Annotated in this window: 18 protein-coding genes and 5 tRNA genes; 6 read left to right on the forward strand and 17 right to left on the reverse strand. The window is 68.5% G+C overall.

All coding sequences use genetic code 11. The annotated features are described in order from the left end of the window. Window positions 1–193: 193 nt before the first annotated feature. Window positions 194–652, reverse strand: coding sequence for a nitroreductase family deazaflavin-dependent oxidoreductase (locus SK571_RS28090; RefSeq protein ID WP_319987087.1), 459 nt, complete (start codon window positions 650–652; stop codon window positions 194–196). Between the two features lie 10 nt (window positions 653–662). On the opposite strand from SK571_RS28090, the gene SK571_RS28095 reads away from it, so the two are divergent. Both SK571_RS28095 and SK571_RS28100 read left to right on the forward strand, forming a co-directional pair. Beyond that, window positions 663–1,628 (forward strand): lycopene cyclase family protein, encoded by a 966-nt coding sequence (locus SK571_RS28095; RefSeq protein ID WP_319987088.1) that lies wholly within the window; start codon window positions 663–665, stop codon window positions 1,626–1,628. A 119-nt stretch (window positions 1,629–1,747) separates the two neighbouring features. Next, window positions 1,748–3,424: a GGDEF domain-containing protein gene (locus tag SK571_RS28100; RefSeq protein WP_319987089.1), complete on the forward strand. Its 1,677-nt coding sequence runs from the start codon at window positions 1,748–1,750 to the stop codon at window positions 3,422–3,424. Between the two features lie 61 nt (window positions 3,425–3,485). On the opposite strand, the gene SK571_RS28105 is transcribed toward SK571_RS28100, so the two are convergent. Continuing rightward, a complete protein-coding gene (locus SK571_RS28105) occupies window positions 3,486–3,620 on the reverse strand; it encodes a hypothetical protein (RefSeq protein ID WP_319987090.1) in 135 nt (44 codons plus the stop codon). On the opposite strand from SK571_RS28105, the gene SK571_RS28110 reads away from it, so the two are divergent. Together SK571_RS28110 and SK571_RS28115 are read left to right on the forward strand one after the other, a co-directional pair. Further along, window positions 3,621–4,643 (forward strand): carboxylate-amine ligase, encoded by a 1,023-nt coding sequence (locus tag SK571_RS28110; protein WP_319987091.1) that lies wholly within the window; start codon window positions 3,621–3,623, stop codon window positions 4,641–4,643. A 75-nt stretch (window positions 4,644–4,718) separates the two neighbouring features. Beyond that, complete coding sequence (locus tag SK571_RS28115) at window positions 4,719–5,519, forward strand: SAM-dependent methyltransferase (protein WP_319987092.1); 801 nt, start codon at window positions 4,719–4,721, stop codon at window positions 5,517–5,519. Window positions 5,520–5,671: 152 nt separating this feature from the next. On the opposite strand, the gene SK571_RS28120 is transcribed toward SK571_RS28115, so the two are convergent. From SK571_RS28120 to SK571_RS28130, 3 genes are read right to left on the reverse strand one after another with little or no spacing between them, the layout of a single operon-like run. Then, window positions 5,672–6,502 (reverse strand): UbiA prenyltransferase family protein, encoded by an 831-nt coding sequence (locus SK571_RS28120; RefSeq protein ID WP_319987093.1) that lies wholly within the window; start codon window positions 6,500–6,502, stop codon window positions 5,672–5,674. Beyond that, window positions 6,490–7,581, reverse strand: a complete 1,092-nt coding sequence (locus SK571_RS28125) for a cytochrome P450 (RefSeq protein WP_319987094.1) — start codon at window positions 7,579–7,581, stop codon at window positions 6,490–6,492. The genes SK571_RS28120 and SK571_RS28125 overlap by 13 nt, the downstream gene beginning before the upstream one ends. Beyond that, entirely contained in the window at window positions 7,578–8,855 is a 1,278-nt protein-coding gene (locus SK571_RS28130; protein WP_319987095.1) for a prenyltransferase/squalene oxidase repeat-containing protein, read from the reverse strand. Before SK571_RS28130 ends, SK571_RS28125 begins: the two co-directional genes overlap by 4 nt. Window positions 8,856–9,010: 155 nt before the next feature. Between SK571_RS28130 and SK571_RS28135 the strand changes: the two genes are divergently transcribed. Beyond that, window positions 9,011–9,421 carry a CBS domain-containing protein gene (locus SK571_RS28135; RefSeq protein ID WP_319987096.1) on the forward strand — a complete coding sequence of 137 codons (411 nt, stop codon included), beginning with the start codon at window positions 9,011–9,013 and terminating at the stop codon, window positions 9,419–9,421. On the opposite strand, the gene SK571_RS28140 is transcribed toward SK571_RS28135, so the two are convergent. The 6 genes from SK571_RS28140 to SK571_RS28165 form a co-directional block, all read right to left on the reverse strand. Next, window positions 9,412–9,861, reverse strand: a complete 450-nt coding sequence (locus tag SK571_RS28140; RefSeq protein WP_319987097.1) for an NUDIX hydrolase — start codon at window positions 9,859–9,861, stop codon at window positions 9,412–9,414. The genes SK571_RS28135 and SK571_RS28140 overlap by 10 nt on opposite strands. A 15-nt stretch (window positions 9,862–9,876) precedes the next feature. After that, window positions 9,877–9,951, reverse strand: a tRNA-Val gene (locus tag SK571_RS28145). A 1-nt stretch (window position 9,952) separates the two neighbouring features. Beyond that, window positions 9,953–10,030: transfer RNA gene (locus SK571_RS28150), tRNA-Ile, on the reverse strand. 86 nt (window positions 10,031–10,116) lie between these two features. After that, window positions 10,117–10,189, reverse strand: a tRNA-Leu gene (locus tag SK571_RS28155). 1 nt (window position 10,190) lies between these two features. Beyond that, window positions 10,191–10,264 (reverse strand) — tRNA-Leu (locus SK571_RS28160). 10 nt (window positions 10,265–10,274) lie between these two features. Continuing rightward, a tRNA-Gly gene (locus tag SK571_RS28165) sits at window positions 10,275–10,347 on the reverse strand. A gap of 518 nt (window positions 10,348–10,865) precedes the next feature. Between SK571_RS28165 and SK571_RS28170 the strand changes: the two genes are divergently transcribed. Continuing rightward, the gene (locus SK571_RS28170; protein WP_319987098.1) at window positions 10,866–11,384 is read left to right on the forward strand and encodes a hypothetical protein; all 519 of its coding nucleotides are present in this window, start codon (window positions 10,866–10,868) and stop codon (window positions 11,382–11,384) included. A gap of 83 nt (window positions 11,385–11,467) precedes the next feature. On the opposite strand, the gene SK571_RS28175 is transcribed toward SK571_RS28170, so the two are convergent. Genes SK571_RS28175 through sufD form a run of 6 tightly spaced genes read right to left on the reverse strand, consistent with a single transcriptional unit; the run spans window position 11,468 to window position 15,914 of the window. Then, the gene (locus tag SK571_RS28175) at window positions 11,468–11,854 is read right to left on the reverse strand and encodes a metal-sulfur cluster assembly factor (RefSeq protein WP_266041285.1); all 387 of its coding nucleotides are present in this window, start codon (window positions 11,852–11,854) and stop codon (window positions 11,468–11,470) included. After that, on the reverse strand, window positions 11,851–12,291 hold the full coding sequence (gene sufU, locus SK571_RS28180) for a Fe-S cluster assembly sulfur transfer protein SufU (RefSeq protein WP_319987099.1): 441 nt from the start codon (window positions 12,289–12,291) through the stop codon (window positions 11,851–11,853). The genes SK571_RS28175 and sufU overlap by 4 nt, the downstream gene beginning before the upstream one ends. Next, window positions 12,291–13,568: a cysteine desulfurase gene (locus SK571_RS28185; RefSeq protein ID WP_319987100.1), complete on the reverse strand. Its 1,278-nt coding sequence runs from the start codon at window positions 13,566–13,568 to the stop codon at window positions 12,291–12,293. Before SK571_RS28185 ends, sufU begins: the two co-directional genes overlap by 1 nt. 42 nt (window positions 13,569–13,610) lie before the next feature. Further along, complete coding sequence (gene sufC, locus SK571_RS28190; protein ID WP_065917622.1) at window positions 13,611–14,384, reverse strand: Fe-S cluster assembly ATPase SufC; 774 nt, start codon at window positions 14,382–14,384, stop codon at window positions 13,611–13,613. Window positions 14,385–14,421: 37 nt separating this feature from the next. Next, the gene (locus SK571_RS28195; RefSeq protein ID WP_319987101.1) at window positions 14,422–14,736 is read right to left on the reverse strand and encodes a non-heme iron oxygenase ferredoxin subunit; all 315 of its coding nucleotides are present in this window, start codon (window positions 14,734–14,736) and stop codon (window positions 14,422–14,424) included. After that, complete coding sequence (gene sufD, locus SK571_RS28200) at window positions 14,733–15,914, reverse strand: Fe-S cluster assembly protein SufD (protein WP_319987102.1); 1,182 nt, start codon at window positions 15,912–15,914, stop codon at window positions 14,733–14,735. Before sufD ends, SK571_RS28195 begins: the two co-directional genes overlap by 4 nt. Between the last annotated feature and the right edge of the window lies 1 nt (window position 15,915).

Here is a 15,915-nt window from a genome sequence, read left to right on the forward strand (position 1 = left end):
CACGCTGACTTACTTCCGGGGCTTGTGTTGCAAAGCTTATTTGGTGTTGCTCGCCGGTGTCAAATCGGCCTCTTAGAGACTCTTGTCTTCCGGCTTTGTGGTCAAGCCCGTTCCGGCTTGTTTCCCGGCCCGTGTCGCTCTGACTTGGAGAACATTACACGGGGCACTTTCGATCTCCAAATCGGGGGGTCACCTAAGCGCCTGCACCATCGGTGACCTGCGCGTTCGTCACCGAGAACACCGGATGGCGGTCTGCCTCCGCCTCGAACGCCGAGACGGGGTCTCCGACCCGAGCGTCGAAGAAAGGCCTCGTCACAGGCTCTTTGCGCACATAAGCGGCCAGCACGGGCGCCGCAACGGCCGCGGAAACCTCGTTCAAAACGACTTGACGTGACCTGCGTCCCCTTCGCAGGACCGCCGAACCGGCTGCCCGTGCGTTGTGCACCCAGTCGCGAACGCCGTACGGCGCGACGAGCCACTCCTGGTCGTCATAGGACATCAGGCGAATGGGAATCGTCCGCTCAGCACCGCTGCGCCGGCCACGGATGGTCAGCAGCACGTAGTAGGAGGGCGCGATGCCGAGCGCAATGGCGCGGCTGATGACGACGTTGCCGACACGACGGACGAGGTGCTGACGGTAGGTCTTGGCCACAAGGTCAATCATGGACCTCGTGACGTTCGACGTGGTGGTGATTGGTGGAGGTCCGGCTGGCCGTGCGCTCGCACGGGCGTGTGCGCACGAAGGACTCCACACAGCGATAGTCGACCGCCGTCCACATCGTCCCTGGACGGCGACGTACGGCGCGTGGGCCGACGAGCTCCCGCCCAACACACCGACCAGGGCCGTGAGCACCACTGTTCGCGCGTACGCGCGCGAGGAGCACCAGATCCAGCGCACCTACGTCGTGTTGGACAACGCGAAGCTCCACGAACTGCCCGACACGGTCGAGGTGCTCCAACGGCCGGAGCCGGCGCGCTACACGTTCAACGCGACAGGTGCGCGCAAGGGCCGTGCTGAGCAAACAGCTGTAGGCACGGTCATCGAGTCGGACAGCACCGAGACCACGTTGATGGACTGGCGCGGCAACGGCGACACGTTCCTCTACACGGTCCCTCTAGGTGCCAACCGTGTCCTGGTGGAGGAAACCTGCCTGGCACGCCGGCCGGGCATGCCTCTGCAGGAACTCCGTGAACGCCTGCACGCGCGCCTCGCCCCGGGCCAGGAAGAGGAACGAGTGCGCTTCCCCCTCGACGCACCGAGGGCCGCGGGCACCGCGTTCGGCGCCGCGGCCGGCTTCATCCACCCCGCCACCGGCTACAGCGTCGCCACCTCACTGCAGCTCGCGCCGCGGGTCGCCGGGGCGATCAAGGCGAACGAGGATCCCCGGCACGTCATCTGGCCGATGAAGGCGCGCATCGTGCAGGCGATGCGCATGAGGGGCCTTGAAGCGCTTCTCCGACTCAGCCCGGACGAGACGCTGGACTTCTTCGAGGTGTTCTTCCGACTTGAGCCGGAGCATCAGCGTGCGTACCTGTCCGGCCGTGAGGACGTCAAAGGAACAGCAGCCGCCATGCTCGCGTTGTTCCGCACGGCTCCAGGCCACCTCAGGTGGAAACTCCCGCGCTGAACTCCCAGCGTGAACGTCGTGTCACCGAACGCAGTCCCGGCGTGGCAAATGGTCGCCAACATCGTGAACAGCTGGTGAACCCGCTTGGAGCCGCTCGTTCGCACCGGCACGATCGGTACGTGCCCGCATTGCTGGATGACGTCAGGTTCGCCTTCCAGCCGCTGTTCAACCTGAACACCGGGGGCGTCGTCGCGATCGAGGCTCTGGCCCGGCCGCACGACGGCAGCGTGCAGGATCTGCTCCAGGCCGCCTTCCGGGCGGGCCTGCTGGCCAACGCCGACGTCGGACTCGCCTGCCGCGCGATCCGGTCCGCGGCCGACTTCGACCTGTTGCTGCCGTTGCACGTGAACCTGCTCGCGATCACGATCGCGGACAAGCCCGAGGTCATGAGCCCTCTCTACGGTGCTCTCCGGGACGCGGGACGGTCGCCGGACAGCATCGTCATCGAGATCGGCGAGCCGTACTCACGCGCCAACCGCGGCCGTCTGGCCCGTGGGATGCAGACGCTGCGGAACAACGGTTTCCGCATCGCGCTCGACTGCGTGGGCGAGGGCGACGTGCCGCTCGGTCTGCTGACCAGCGCCTCGCCGGACTACGTCAAGCTCGACCGCGAGATCGTCCGCTCGCTGCCCGACGACGCCGCGCGGGGCGCGCTGGTGAAGTCGCTGGTGCACCTCGGCGAGTACACGGGCGGCCAGGTCGTGGCCGAGGGCGTGGAGACCGAGGCGGAGCTGACCTATCTGCGCAAGCTGGGGGTGGGGTACGCGCAGGGCAGGCTTCTCGCGCCCCCGCAGCGGCGGCCGGCGGTGAACGCCCGCATCGCGCCCGAGGCGGTCACGGAGACCGGCGAGATCCGGCGCAGCAACACGGGTCCCCGCATCACGGCCTTCCTGCACCCCGCCACGGTGCTGCCCGAGCACGCCACGAGCGAAGAAGTGCGGGAGGTCCTGGCCTCGCAGCCTTCGGTCACGGGTGTCGTTCTCGTGGACGACGAGGGCCGCCCGAAGTGGTCGGTGGACCGCAACCGGTTCCTGCTCGCGGTGACCGGTCCGTACGGGCACGCCCTGCACGCCAAGAGAGAGGCCGCGCGTCTCGCGGACAAGCCACACGTCATCGGCACCGAGTCGTCGGCGCTCGACCTTCTGGACGTGGTGACGGGTGCGAACCGTGAGCGCACGAACGACGACCTCATCGTCGTGGACCACAACGAGCGGTGCATGGGTGTTGTGCGCGTGGCCGACGTTGTGCGCGGTGTCGCCGAGCTCAAGGTGGAGCAGGCCGCCGCACTGAGTCCGCTGACGCGCCTTCCCGGTAGTGACGCGGTCGCGAAGGAGGTGGACAGGCGCATCGAGCTCGGCGAGATCTTCGCGATCTCCTGGCTGGACGTCGACAGCTTCAAGCTGGTCAACGACACGGTCGGGTTCGCGGCGGGGGACGACCTGATCCGCGAGATCGGGCAAGCACTGGCGGATCTCGCGCACGCGTTCCCCGGCACGCAGGTCGGGCACGTCGGTGGTGACGACTTCCTCCTCCTGGCGGGACTCGACGAGACGGTGCCGCTAAGTGCTCGTCTGCTCGACAAGCCGTACACGGCAGAGGGACGACACGTCACCCTCTCTCTTGCGACCCTTATCTGTGCCCCGGGATCAGTGGGGTCGTATCGCGAGGTGTCGCGGTTGTTGGCGCCAGTCAAGGAGCACGCGAAGTCGCTCGCCGGGTCCAGCTGGGTCATGGGCCGGCCGGGCACCGAACGACGCGACGTGCTGCGTGGTGTCGCGCAACGCGCGGTGAGTTAACAAGTACAACCGAACGCCTCCTGTGCGGCGCGCTGATCACTCATAGCATCGAGAGTGCTACTCAGTGCACAGGAGGTTCGGCGTGCAGGTCGGCAGCAGAACTCAAGCGGTACCCGCGCAGCGCAGAAGCACTGACGGCCTCCTCACCGTTGGCGTGGAAGAAGAATTCGTTCTCGTCGAAGCCTCCTCGGGCCATTTGGCCAACCGTGCCAACGAAGTGCTGGCGGGCGCGGACCGGTTCGAGGTGGACCTGCAGCCGGAAATCGCGCAATACCAGGTGGAATCGGCCAGCGGCATCTGCACGGACATGGCCGTGCTGCGCGAGCAGCTGGTCGTGGCGCGCCGGGCGTTGATCGAACGGGCCGCACGTCACGACGCGAGGCTGGCCGCGACCGGAACGCCCGTGCTGGGCCTCACGATGCCGACGCCGCTGACGAACTCCCCGCGCTACCACCGGATGGCGCAGGAGATGGGCGCGCTCACCAACGACCTCGCGATCTGCGGCTGTCACGTGCACGTCGGCCTGCCCGACGACGAGTCGAAGATCTTCGTGAGCAACCACCTGCGGCCGTGGCTGCCCACGTTGCTGGCGCTGGGCGCGAACTCGCCGTACTGGCTCTACGGCGACACGGGGTACGCGAGCTGGCGGTACGTGGTCTGGAACCGTTGGCCCACTTCGGGTGCGCCGCCGCACTTCGACTCCGCGGCCGAGTACTACGCGGCACGGGAGGAGATCGTCGCGAGCGGCGCGGCGATGGATGCCGGGATGCTCTACTGGGACGTCCGGCTCTCCGCCCGCCACCCCACGCTGGAGTTGCGGGTCTCCGACGTCGCGCCGACGGTCGAGGAGGCGGTGCTGATGGCCGCTCTGGTGCGCGGGATCGCCGCCACCGCACTGACTTCGGGTACCGCGCCGGTGAACGTGCCGCCGCACCTGCTGAAGGTCGCGATGTGGCGGGCCGCGCGTGACGGCCTGGAGGGCTTCGGCATCGACCCGGTGACGGGCGCGCCCACACCCGCGTCGTCGATCGTCGCGTCACTGCTGCGGTGGATCAGGCCGGCGCTGGAGTTCTCCGGTGACCACGAGATGGTGACCACCGCGATCGACCGGTTGCTGCTCGACGGCACGGGGGCGGTGCGGCAGCGCCGGGCGTTCGCGCGGCGCGGCAGGCTGGACGACGTGGTGCGGTTCCTGGTGGCGCAGACCTCACCGGCCTGAGCCCGTTCACTCGATCGGGTAGATGTGGCGCAGGCTTGGTGTGCCTCCATGCTGCGATCCGGTAGTCAGTCCCCCGTGGCCACCCCCATCTGGGCACCGGGAGTGAACGGTCCGGAGCTTCCCAACACCGCACGGGTCAGGGACTACTGGCTCGGCGGCACGCACAACAGCGAGGCCGACCAGGAGCTGGCGGTCCACCTCGTGTCCGCGGCACCGCACCTGCCGTACCTGTGCCGCACGCACCGCGCGTACCTGGGCAGGGTGGTCAGGAGACTGACCGCCCTCGGCGTGCGGCAGTTCCTCGACCTCGGCTCCGGCCTGCCGACCGCGGACAACGTGCACCTCGTCGCGCCGGGCGCGAGCGTGGTGTACGTGGACATCGACCCGGCGGTGGCGGCCGAGGGCCAGGCCATCGTCGCGGACGAGCCGCGCGTCTCGTACCTGTGCGCGGACCTGTGCGATCCGGAGAAGGTGCTGGAGTCGCAGGAGGTTCGCTCGACGCTGGACCTGTCGCAGCCGGTCGCGCTGCTGGTGCTGGACGTGCTGCACTTCGTCCCGGACGAGGCGGAACCGCACGAGGTCCTCGCCCGGTACCTCGACGCGCTGGCACCCGGCAGCTACCTCGGGCTCTCGCACACGTGCCGCGACCCGTTCATGCTCGCCGCGGTCGGGCTTTTCGGTGCCATGTACGGGGATCAGCCGTTGCCGGCGTTCACGTTCCGGTACCCGGACCAGGTCGTGCGGTTCTTCGACGGCATGGAGGTCCTCGCGCCGGGCGTGGTGCCGATCCCCTTGTGGGAACCGGATCCCGGCGAGGTCCAGGACCGCAACCCGGAGAACTTCCAGGGGTCCGGCGGTCTCGCACGCAAGCTCTAGGCCTGTAGGTCTCGTCGGCGATAGTCGCGGCCGAAGGCCCCGGAGACGGCACCGCCGCAAAGCCCGAATACGCCCGGTATGAGGGCATTGCGGCGACACCGCCTCCGGGACTCTCGACCGCGACTCTCATCGAACGGACCTACAGGACAGGCCTAGGCCAGCAACGGGATCGCGGCCAGCACGACCGTCGACGCGACCGCCGTGGTCATGCCGTAGCGCAGTTGCTGCCCGGCCGTCGGCAGGTCACGGGCGAGCAGGAACGCCGAGCACGCCACGACGCCGACGGCCGCCCAGAACGGGCCGAACCGGAACCACAGTCCGCCGCCGACCAGCAGCAGTCCTCCGACGGTCAGCTGGGTGGTCGCGTTGACGGCGTGCCGCGTGCCGTACAGGACGGCCGGGGTGTGCGACCCGACGCGGGCGTCGCCGGCCCGGTCGGGGACGGCCCACCAGAGCGCCCGGCCCGTGGCGAGGGCGGCGACCCCGGAGAACACCAGCCACACCGCCGGGTCGGCCTGTCCCCCGGCCGCCGCGTAGGCCGTCACGCTCGGCAGCAGTCCGGCGGCTATCGCCAGCACCACCGGACCGGCGTACCCGCGCCGCTTCAGCCTGATCGGTTCGAGGTTGTAGGCCAGGTACAGCACCAGGATCAGCCCGACCCCGATCGCGACCCTCCAGGACACGGCGACGGCCAGCGCGAGCGCGAAGATCATCTCGAAGATCGCCAGCGCAAGGACCTTCCGGGCGCCGATCTCCCCGACCGCCTGCGCCAGATGACGTTTGTCCGTGGTGTGGATGTCGTTGCGGACGTCGGCGTAGGCGTTGAGGGGGTTGCCGGAGATGATCGCGACGAAGTTCGCGAGCACCGCGATCACCACGGCGAGGTCGAATCTCGTCGCGTAACAGGCACCCCACGAGGCGGCGCACGCGTAGTGCACGCCGAACGGGTGTTCCAGGCGGTGGAGGTAGGTCAGCGCCGGCAAGTGGCCACCATCGCGAGGCTCGGCGGCGGCGCCATCGCGGCGCCGCGCAACTGGGGTGTGCTGGTCGGGGAACCGATCTCGATGCGCTTGTGCCGCAGCAACGCCGTGACGATCAGGCGGATCTCCAGCAGCGCCAGGTCCCTGCCGGGGCAGAGCCGCACTCCCCCGCCGAACGGGAAGAACGCGCCGGGTGGCGGTGGCCGGCGATCGGGGTCGAAGACGTGCGGGTTCTCGTAGGTCGCGGCGCGGCGGTGCGCGAGGTAGATGCTCGGGGTGATCACCATGCCGTCGGCGCTCATCCGGTTCCCGGCCAGCGTCGCGGGCGGGGACAGCCTGAGCGACTCCCTGATCGTGGCGTCGAGCAGGTCGTCGTCGAGTCTCTCGGCCAGACCCGGCGTCCGGCTGATCCAGTACAACGTCCACGCGGCGGCGCTCGCCGTGGTCTCGTGACCCGCGAACAGGAGTGAGACGACCTGGTCGCGCAGGTCCTCGGGTGGCAGGAAGGCCGCGAGGGCGGGAGGTTCGGCGGTGCGTGCCCGGTGCAGCAGCATCGCGTCGAGGTGCGGGTCGGACCTGGTGCCGCCCGGAGTCAGGTAGCGGTGCGCGAGGGTGCGGACGCGGCTGCCGAGCCGGTGGTCCAGCCAGCGGGTGAACGCGGTCAGCAGCTCGTCGTCGTCCACGCCGAAGACGATGCGGCCGATGATCCGGAGCGTGAGCTTCCTGGTCCACTCCGGGAGACTGGTCGGGCCGCTCGGCAGTGCGGCGATCGAGCGTTCGACCATCTCCTCGATCAACGCCTGATAGCGGTTCCCGCGCAGCATCGGAGCGAGCGTGCGCCGGTACGCGGTGTGCTCGGCACCGTCGAGCCACAGCACGGATCGGTTGCCCAGCAACGGACTCAGCGTGCGGCTCGGCGGGTGCCGCAGGTCGCGGTCGGTGCGGAACAGGGCGGACATGACGTCCGGGTGCCAGACGAGCCAGCGCCGGTCCCGGAGCCTGACCATGCCGTCCTCGACGCTCTCCACCGAGTCGAGGAACGGGATCAGGCGCAGCCTGAAGCCGAGCTCGGTGCGGTTCACCGGCGCACCGCGCAGGCGAGGTGGAGCGCGGCCGCGCCTTCCGCCCGCACGATTCTCGTTGGGGTGTAAAGGTCCTTGTCGTGCCACAGCGGCGGGTGCTCGCGGTCTCCCCACTCGTGCATGAACTTCGCGCCACGGCTCATGGCCCTCGTGACGTCCCGTGCCGAGTGCGCCAAGATGCGGAGGGCGTAGGCGGTCTCCTCGTAGGTGCCTTCCCACCGGCCCCACGAACCGTCGTCGTGTTGCGTGCCGAGCACCCAGTCGACGGCTTTCTCGTTGCCCTGCAGGGCGTTCGTGACGCAGGCGGTGGCGTAGTAGGGCGAGGCGTGCCACTTGTCACGCCAGTTGCCCGCCGGTTCCTGCATGTCCCGCAGCCACTCCTCCAGTTCGCGGTCGTGGCCGAGGGCCTGCAGCGCGTGGGCGTTCGTGCTGGTCGACGGTGTGCGCTCGTCCAGGAAACAGGCGAAGTGGCGGGCTTCCCGGTACCGGTCGAGGATCTCCACGGGGCCGGGGCTGTCGCACAACGCGAGGGCGTGCAGTGCGGTGGCCGTGTCGTCGGCGTCAGCCGGGAGTCCTGGTCCGCCCGACGCTCCGTGAGGGCCGATCGCGGCTTCGATCTGGCCGTCCACACCTTCGGGGACGTCCAGGCCCGCGGACTTGAGGGCGACGACGATCCAGGAGCGTTCGAACAGCGGGACCGGGACCCCGGCGGGGACGGGACCACCGTGTCGGTCCTGGACGGCTTCCAGGTAGTCGAGGCTCGCTCCCGGCACGGGGCCTTGGAGCTGGACCGCGGTGGCGGCGGGGCTGGCGGCGACGATGCCGCCGACCGCGGTGACCTCGGGACGGGGACCGAAGATCTCCAGGGTGTGCCAGAGCTTGGCCGGCAGCGGGCGTCGCCTCAGCGCGTGCACCAGGCGCGGGTCGAGCGGCGTGCGCAGCCCGAGCCTCTCCGCGAGCGCGGGCACGATGAGCTCGACGGCGACCGTGTCCGGCAGCTTCACCGGCGGACTGAGCAGCTTGCGCAGTGCTTCGAGGCCTCGGCGCGCCGAGGGGTGCCGCCCGAGTGCGTCGACCGCGCTCAGCGTCGGGACCAGCGCGTACTCACCGGGACCGCCCCAAGTGCCGTCGGCGTGCTGGGTGTCGAGGAGGTACCGGATCCTGGCGTCGTGGCCGGCGAGCCACGGCGCGAGCGCGACGAGCCGGCCCGTCTCGTACACGGACGGTGAAATGCCGCCCCAGGGATCGTCGGTCAGTCGCGCCAACAGCCTCATCACGGCCCCCGGAGATGGCAACTGCGTAACCCTAGGAACACAGAGAGTAGCACTATGGGCCGTTTGCAGGGCAAGGCCTTACGCCGTTCAGAGTACTGAACTGCGGGGTCGTCGAGGTGGGCGGATGCTGAGGGAAAGGCCGGAAGGAGGAGGTTGTGACGACAGCGCGCGACATCATGCACCCCGGAGTGCAGTGCGTGGCCGAGGACGCGAGCCTCGTCGAGGCCGCCCGCATGATGCGGGACCTCGACGTCGGTTCCCTGCCGATCTGCGGCAAGGACGACCGGCTGCACGGGATCATCACCGACCGCGACATCGTGATCAGGGCCGTGGCGGACGGGCTGGACCTCGCGACGACCCGCGCCGGCGAGTTCGGCGGCCACGTCCACTGGGTCGACGCGGAGGACCCGCTGGACCACGTGCTCGAGACCATGGGAGAGCACCAGATCCGGCGACTGCCGGTGATCGAGAACCACCGGCTGGTCGGCATGGTGTCCGAGGCGGACCTCGCGAGGCACCTGCCGGAGGACAAGCTGGCGGCGTTCGTCGAACGGGTCTACGCCTGACGCGACCTGCCGTGCTCCAGGTACCGGGTCTCGCCTGATTCCCTTGCTCGCAACGCTTCCGCGACCCTGCGGGCGAGCCTGGGGATCAGGCGTTCCCCGACCTGGGACGGGCGCACGAACTCGTACGACCTGAGCTCCTCGGCCTGCAGGCGGATGTCGTCGTCCGCGGTGAGCAGGCCGCCTTCGAAGACGAACAGGACGCGGTCCTCGCCGTCGCGCGGTGCCCAGTCGGCCACGAGCAGGCGGCCGGGTTCCCTGACCAGGCCCAGTTCCTCCTCGATCTCGCGGCGGCAGGCCTCGCTCGGCGTCTCGCCGTGCTCGATCACCCCGCCCGGGATCTCCCAGTGCGGCTTGTAGGTGGGCTCCACGAGCAGGAGGCGCCCTGCTTCGTCGAAGAAGAGGGCGCCCGCGCCCGAGAGCGCTCTGCTGCTGTGATCCACAGTTCCTTTGTACGGTGGTCGTCCGGCCAGGGTTCGAACCTGGGACCCTCTGCTTGTAAGGCAGACGCTCTTCCGCTGAGCTACCGGACGGTGGTCGTCCCGCCAGGAGTTGAACCTGGGACCTACCGCGTATCAGACGGACGCTCTCACCGGACTGAGCTACGGGACGGTGGAAGACGAGGGTGTCGAACCCTCCAGGGCGATCTTGCAAGGATCACCTGCGCGCCGGCGCGTCCCCCTGATTCAGTTGTGCAGTGCCGCGGGCAGGATTCGAACCTGCACTGGACGCGTTCTGAGCGCGTTGCCTCTTCCGTTGGGCTACCGGGGCGTGCGGATCCGGGGAGTCGAACCCCGACTGTCATGGCCCTCGACCATGTGCCTCTGCCAGTTGGGCTAGATCCACTTTCAGAGCGAGCGGCCGGAGGGCATCGAACCCTCTGCTTCGGTTTGGAAGACCGACGTGTCCGCCGAGTTCACCACGACCGCATTGTTTTCGAGCAGCACCGATGGAAGGAATCGAACCCTCGGGTAACGGGTTTGGAATCCGTTCCGCTTCCAAAGCTCATCGGCATGGGGGTGGCAAAAAGAAAACCGCCCACGTTCTCCGTGGGCGGCTCCGAGGTCATGACCTGGGGATCAGGTCATGGCGTGGAGCCCCACGCCACCGCCAGCAGACCGCCGGCGACGAGGGCGAGAATTCGCCATCCCGCGAGCTGTGCGTTGGCAAGCATGTCTTCCTCCGGTTGATCTCTGTTGTTCGTGATGGGATCAAGCTATGCGACCTTCTCGCACGCTTGCAACGCATTTAATTCTGGTCGAGCGGAACGCTGCTCAGGCCGTCGTCGGTGATCGCTCGGCGGGCCGGTCGGCTGAAGTACGCGTCTCCACGCCGGTCCACCACGGGACGAGCTGATACCGTCCATGATCCCTCTGCATGCAGAGGAAACCGGGATCACTGCCTTCACGAAGTCCTGGTGAACATCCTTCTGGGACGGTGATTCACGTTGACCGGTACTGATGACTGGATCCGGCTGATCGGCGCTCCGGAACGCCCGCCGGAGCCCACCGACTGGAACAGGGTGCGATCGCTGCTGGGCACCGACCTGCCCTCGGACTACCGCGTGCTGGTGGAGACCTACCCGGCGCTCGCGCTGGAACAGTTTCTCCGCATCACGCACCCGACAGGGAAGCACGACCACAGCAACTGGACGCACGTCGCTCCCGCTGTGCTGGACCGGCTCCGGGAGACCAGGAGAAACGGCAACATCAAGTTCCCGCACGGCCTGTACCCGGAAACACCCGGGTTGCTTCCGTGGGGGAACACCGTGAACGGCGATCACTGCTTCTGGCTGGCCGACGGCGAACCTGACCGGTGGACCATCGTGATCACCGACTTGGTCGACTGGTGGGAGTTCGGCGGCGGACTCTTCGACTTCGTCAGCGGATTCGTGTCCGGGGCCGTCACGTGTCCCGTGTTCCCGGACGACGTGCCCAACGGAAAACCGCCCTACCAAGAGCCGTAGACGTTGGCACCGAACTCGGCCTGGCCTGAAACGGCAACGGCGCGCACCCGATGGATGCGCGCCGTTCCAACTCCGGGGGAACGTCAGACGGTGAAGCCCAGCGCGCGCAGCTGCTCGCGGCCGTCATCGGTGATCTTCTCCGGGCCCCACGGCGGCATCCACACCCAGTTGATGCGGAAGTCCGACACGAGGCCGCCGCCTGCGCCACCGGTGAGGGCCGCGCGGGTCTGGTCCTCGATGACGTCGGTCAGCGGGCAGGCCGCGGACGTCAGCGTCATGTCGATGGTGGCGACGTTCTTCTCGTCGACGTGGATGTCGTAGACGAGCCCGAGGTCGACGACGTTGATGCCGAGCTCCGGGTCCACGACGTCGCGCATCGCCTCTTCGAGGTCGTCCAGCGCGGCGACGTCAGCTTTGGGCTCGAAGACCGGCATGCCTTCGGCTCCCCGGACGACTTCTTCGGTGCTCATGCTGCTCCCTGGCTTCGTGCTACTGCGTCTTTGAAGGCCATCCAGCCCAGCAGCGCGCACTTCACGCGCGCCGGGTACTTCGCGACACCGGCGAAGGCGATGCCGTCCTCGAGGACGTCCTCGTCCGGCTCCACCTTGCCGCGGCCCTGCATCAGCTCGACGAACGCGTCCAGCTTCTTGAAAGCCTCGCCCACCGGCTTACCCACGACGAGGTCGGTCAACACCGACGTCGAGGCCTGGCTGATCGAGCAGCCCTGGCCGTCGTAGGAAACGTCCATCACCACGTCGTCGACCAGGTGGACCCGGAGGGTCACCTCGTCGCCGCAGGTCGGGTTGACCTGGAACGACTCCGCGTCGAACGGGTCGCGCAGGCCTCGGCCGTGCGGGTTCTTGTAGTGGTCCAGGATGATCTCCTGGTACATCTGCTGGAGCTGCATCAGGCCACCCCGAAGAACTTCTGCGCCTCGCGGACGCCGTCGACCAGTGCGTCGACCTCGTCCAGCGTGTTGTACAGGTAGAACGACGCGCGCACCGACGACTGGGCGTTCAGGCAGCGGTGCAGCGGCCACGCGCAGTGGTGGCCGACGCGCACGGCGATGCCCAGGCTGTCGAGCACCTGGCCGGCGTCGTGCGGGTGGACGCCCTCGATCTCGAACGGCACGGCGCCACCCCTGGCGACCGCGTCCTGCGGGCCGATCAGGCGAACACCCTTGACGCCCGAAAGACCTTCCAGCGCGGCGACGGTCAGCGCGTGCTCGTGAGCGTTGATCCGCTCCATGCCGACGACGCTGAGGTAGTCCACCGCGGCACCCAGACCGACGGCCTGGGACGTCATCGGCGAACCGGCCTCGAAGCGCTGCGGCGGCGGGGCGAACGTCGAGCCCTCCATCTTGACCAGCTCGATCATCGAGCCGCCGGTGATGAAGGGGGGCAACGCCTCCAGCAGCTCACGACGTCCGTAGAGGACACCGATGCCGGACGGGCCGAGCATCTTGTGGCCGGAGAACGACGCGAAGTCGACGCCGAGCCTGCGGAAGTCGACCGGGCTGTGCGGCACGGACTGGCACGCGTCCAGCACCGTCAGCGCGCCGACCTTCCGCGCGGCCGCGACGAGCACGTCGACCGGGTTGATCACGCCGGTCACGTTCGACTGGTGCGTGAACGCGACGACCTTGGTGCGCGGCGTGATCACGCTGTCCACATCGGACAGGTCGAGACGACCGTCCTGGGTCAGCGTGAACCACTTCAGCGTCGCACCCGTGCGGGAAGCGAGCTGCTGCCACGGAACGAGGTTCGCGTGGTGCTCCATCTCGGTCACGACGATCTCGTCGCCGGGACCCACGACGAAGCGCGCGGCCTCGGGACCCGAGGTCGCGGCGTTGCCCATCGCGTACGCCACGAGGTTGAACCCCTCGGTGGCGTTCTTGGTGAACACCAGCTCGCCGAAGTCGGCGCCGACGAAGTCCGCGATGCGCTGACGCGCACCCTCGTACGCGTCGGTCGCTTCCTCCGCGAGCTGGTGGGCTCCCCTGTGCACAGCGGCGTTGTGCTGCTGCAGGAAAGCTTTTTCAGCGTCCAGTACCTGCGTCGGGCGTTGCGAGGTGGCGCCGGAGTCCAGGTAGACCAGGCGCTTCCCGTCACGAACGGTGCGAGACAGGATGGGGAAGTCCGCCCTGAGGGCGGTTACGTCCAGTGGTGCTGCGGTGGTGGTCACAGCGCCTCCTCTCAACTACCGCAAAAATCCAACACAGTTACGTCAGGACAGTGCTGCGGCTTCCTTGGATCCGGTGTACTTCACGTAACCCTCGGACTCGAGCACGTCGGCCAGCTCGCGGCCACCGGACTCGACGATCCGGCCGTTCGCGAAGACGTGCACGAAGTCCGGCTGGATGTACTTGAGGATCCGGGTGTAGTGCGTGATCAGCATGACGCCGACCTCACCGGAGGCCTTGTAGCGGTTGACGCCCTCGGACACGACGCGCAGGGCGTCGACGTCGAGACCGGAGTCGGTCTCGTCGAGGATCGCGACCTTCGGCTGGAGCAGGCCCAGCTGCAGGATCTCGTGGCGCTTCTTCTCACCGCCGGAGAAGCCCTCGTTCACCGAACGCTCGGCGAACGCCGGGTCGATGTCGAGGTCGGCCATCGCGCCCTTGACCTCCTTCACCCAGTGGCGGAGGTTCGGGGCCTCGCCGCGGACGGCGGTGGCGGCGGTGCGCAGGAAGTTCGACATCGAGACGCCGGGGACCTCGACCGGGTACTGCATGGCGAGGAACAGGCCGGCGCGGGCGCGCTCGTCGACGGACATCTCGAGGACGTCCTCACCGTCGAGCGTGACGGTGCCCGAGGTGATCGTGTACTTCGGGTGACCGGCGATCGCGTAGGACAGCGTGGACTTGCCGGAGCCGTTGGGGCCCATGATGGCGTGCGTCTCGCCGGCCTTGATCGTCAGGTCGACGCCCTTGAGGATCTCCTTGGGAGCGTCCTCGCTGACGACCGAGACGTGCAGGTCCTTGATCTCAAGGGTGGCCATGACTTGCCGTTCTCCTGGTGGTGTAGCTAGAAGTCAGTCAGTTCGTGGTGACGGTGACGTCGACGAACACGTCTCCGTCACGGATGTCGACGGCGTAGACGTCGACCGGTTCGCTGGCGGGCGGCGAGGAGGGCCGGCCGGTCTCGAGGTCGAAGCACGACCCGTGCAACCAGCACTCGATCCCCTTGCGGGAGACCTCGCCCTCGCTCAGCGACACCGCGGCGTGCGAGCACAGATCCGCGAGGGCGTGCACCCGCTCGCCGTCGCGCACCAGCACGACGTCGACGTCGTCGACACTGGCGGCGAACGGCTTGCGGTCGTCCAGTTCGGACAGTGCACACACCTTGATCACGTGCCGACCGCCTCGAGCTCTGCCTCGATGGCGGCCTCGAGGCGCTCGCGCACCTCGGGGACGTGGATCTTCGCGATCAGCTCCTGGAAGAAGCCGCGCACGACGAGACGCCGTGCCTGGTCCTCCGGGATGCCGCGCGCCTGCAGGTAGAACAGCTGCTCGTCGTCGAACCGGCCGGTGGCGCTGGCGTGGCCCGCGCCCTCGATCTCGCCGGTCTCGATCTCCAGGTTCGGCACCGAGTCGGCACGCGCGCCGTCGGTCAGGATCAGGTTCCGGTTCAGCTCGAACGTCTCGGTGCCCTCGGCAGCGGCACGGATGAGCACGTCGCCGATCCACACCGCGTGCGCGCCCTCGCCCTGCAGCGCGCCCTTGTAGACGACGTTGCTGCGGCAGTTGGGCTGCCCGTGGTCGATGAACGGCCGGTGCTCCTGGTGCTGGCCCGCGTCCGCGAAGTACAGACCGAACAGCTCCGCGTCGCCACCGCGACCCGCGTACTGCACGACCGGCGTCACGCGCACGACGTTGCCGCCGAGCGTGACCACGGTGTGCTTGATGGTCGCGTCGCGGCCGAGCTTCACGTGGTGCTGCGAGACGTGCACGGCGTCGTCGGCCCAGTCGTGGATGGTGATCACGGTGAGGTGAGCGCCGTCCGCGACGAGGAACTCGACGTTGTCCGCGTACGCGCCGGAGCCGCGGAAGTCCAGGATCACGGTGCCCTCGGCGAACTGCGAGGCCTTGATCTGGATGTGGCCGTAGGCGACGGTTCCGGTGCCCGCGCCGGTCACCGTGACGGTGGTCGGCTCGGTCTTCGCGTCACCGGGCAGCGTCACGATCGTGGCCTGCTCGAACGAGGAGTAGGCCTGCGCCGCGACGCGGTCACCGGGAACGCCGGCCTTGCCGAGGCGGTCGTCGTCACGACCGACCGTCTCGACGGTGACACCGGAGGCGGCGTTCACCTCGACGGCAGCGGTACCCGTTGCCGCAGCGCCGGAGTGCAGACCGGCAAGACGCTTGAGAGGCGTGAAGCGCCAGATCTCCTCACGGCCGCCCGGCACCTCGAACGCGTCCACGTCGTAGGACGTGAAGTGCGCAGCGCGCGAGGAGACGGGACTGACGGGACTGTGCCCATCTTTTTGGCGAGCTCCGTGGGAGTGAGGTTGAGTCGACAGGGCGGCCATG

The organism is Lentzea kristufekii (assembly GCF_033949925.1).
Taxonomy (GTDB): Bacteria; Actinomycetota; Actinomycetes; order Mycobacteriales; family Pseudonocardiaceae; genus Lentzea; species Lentzea kristufekii.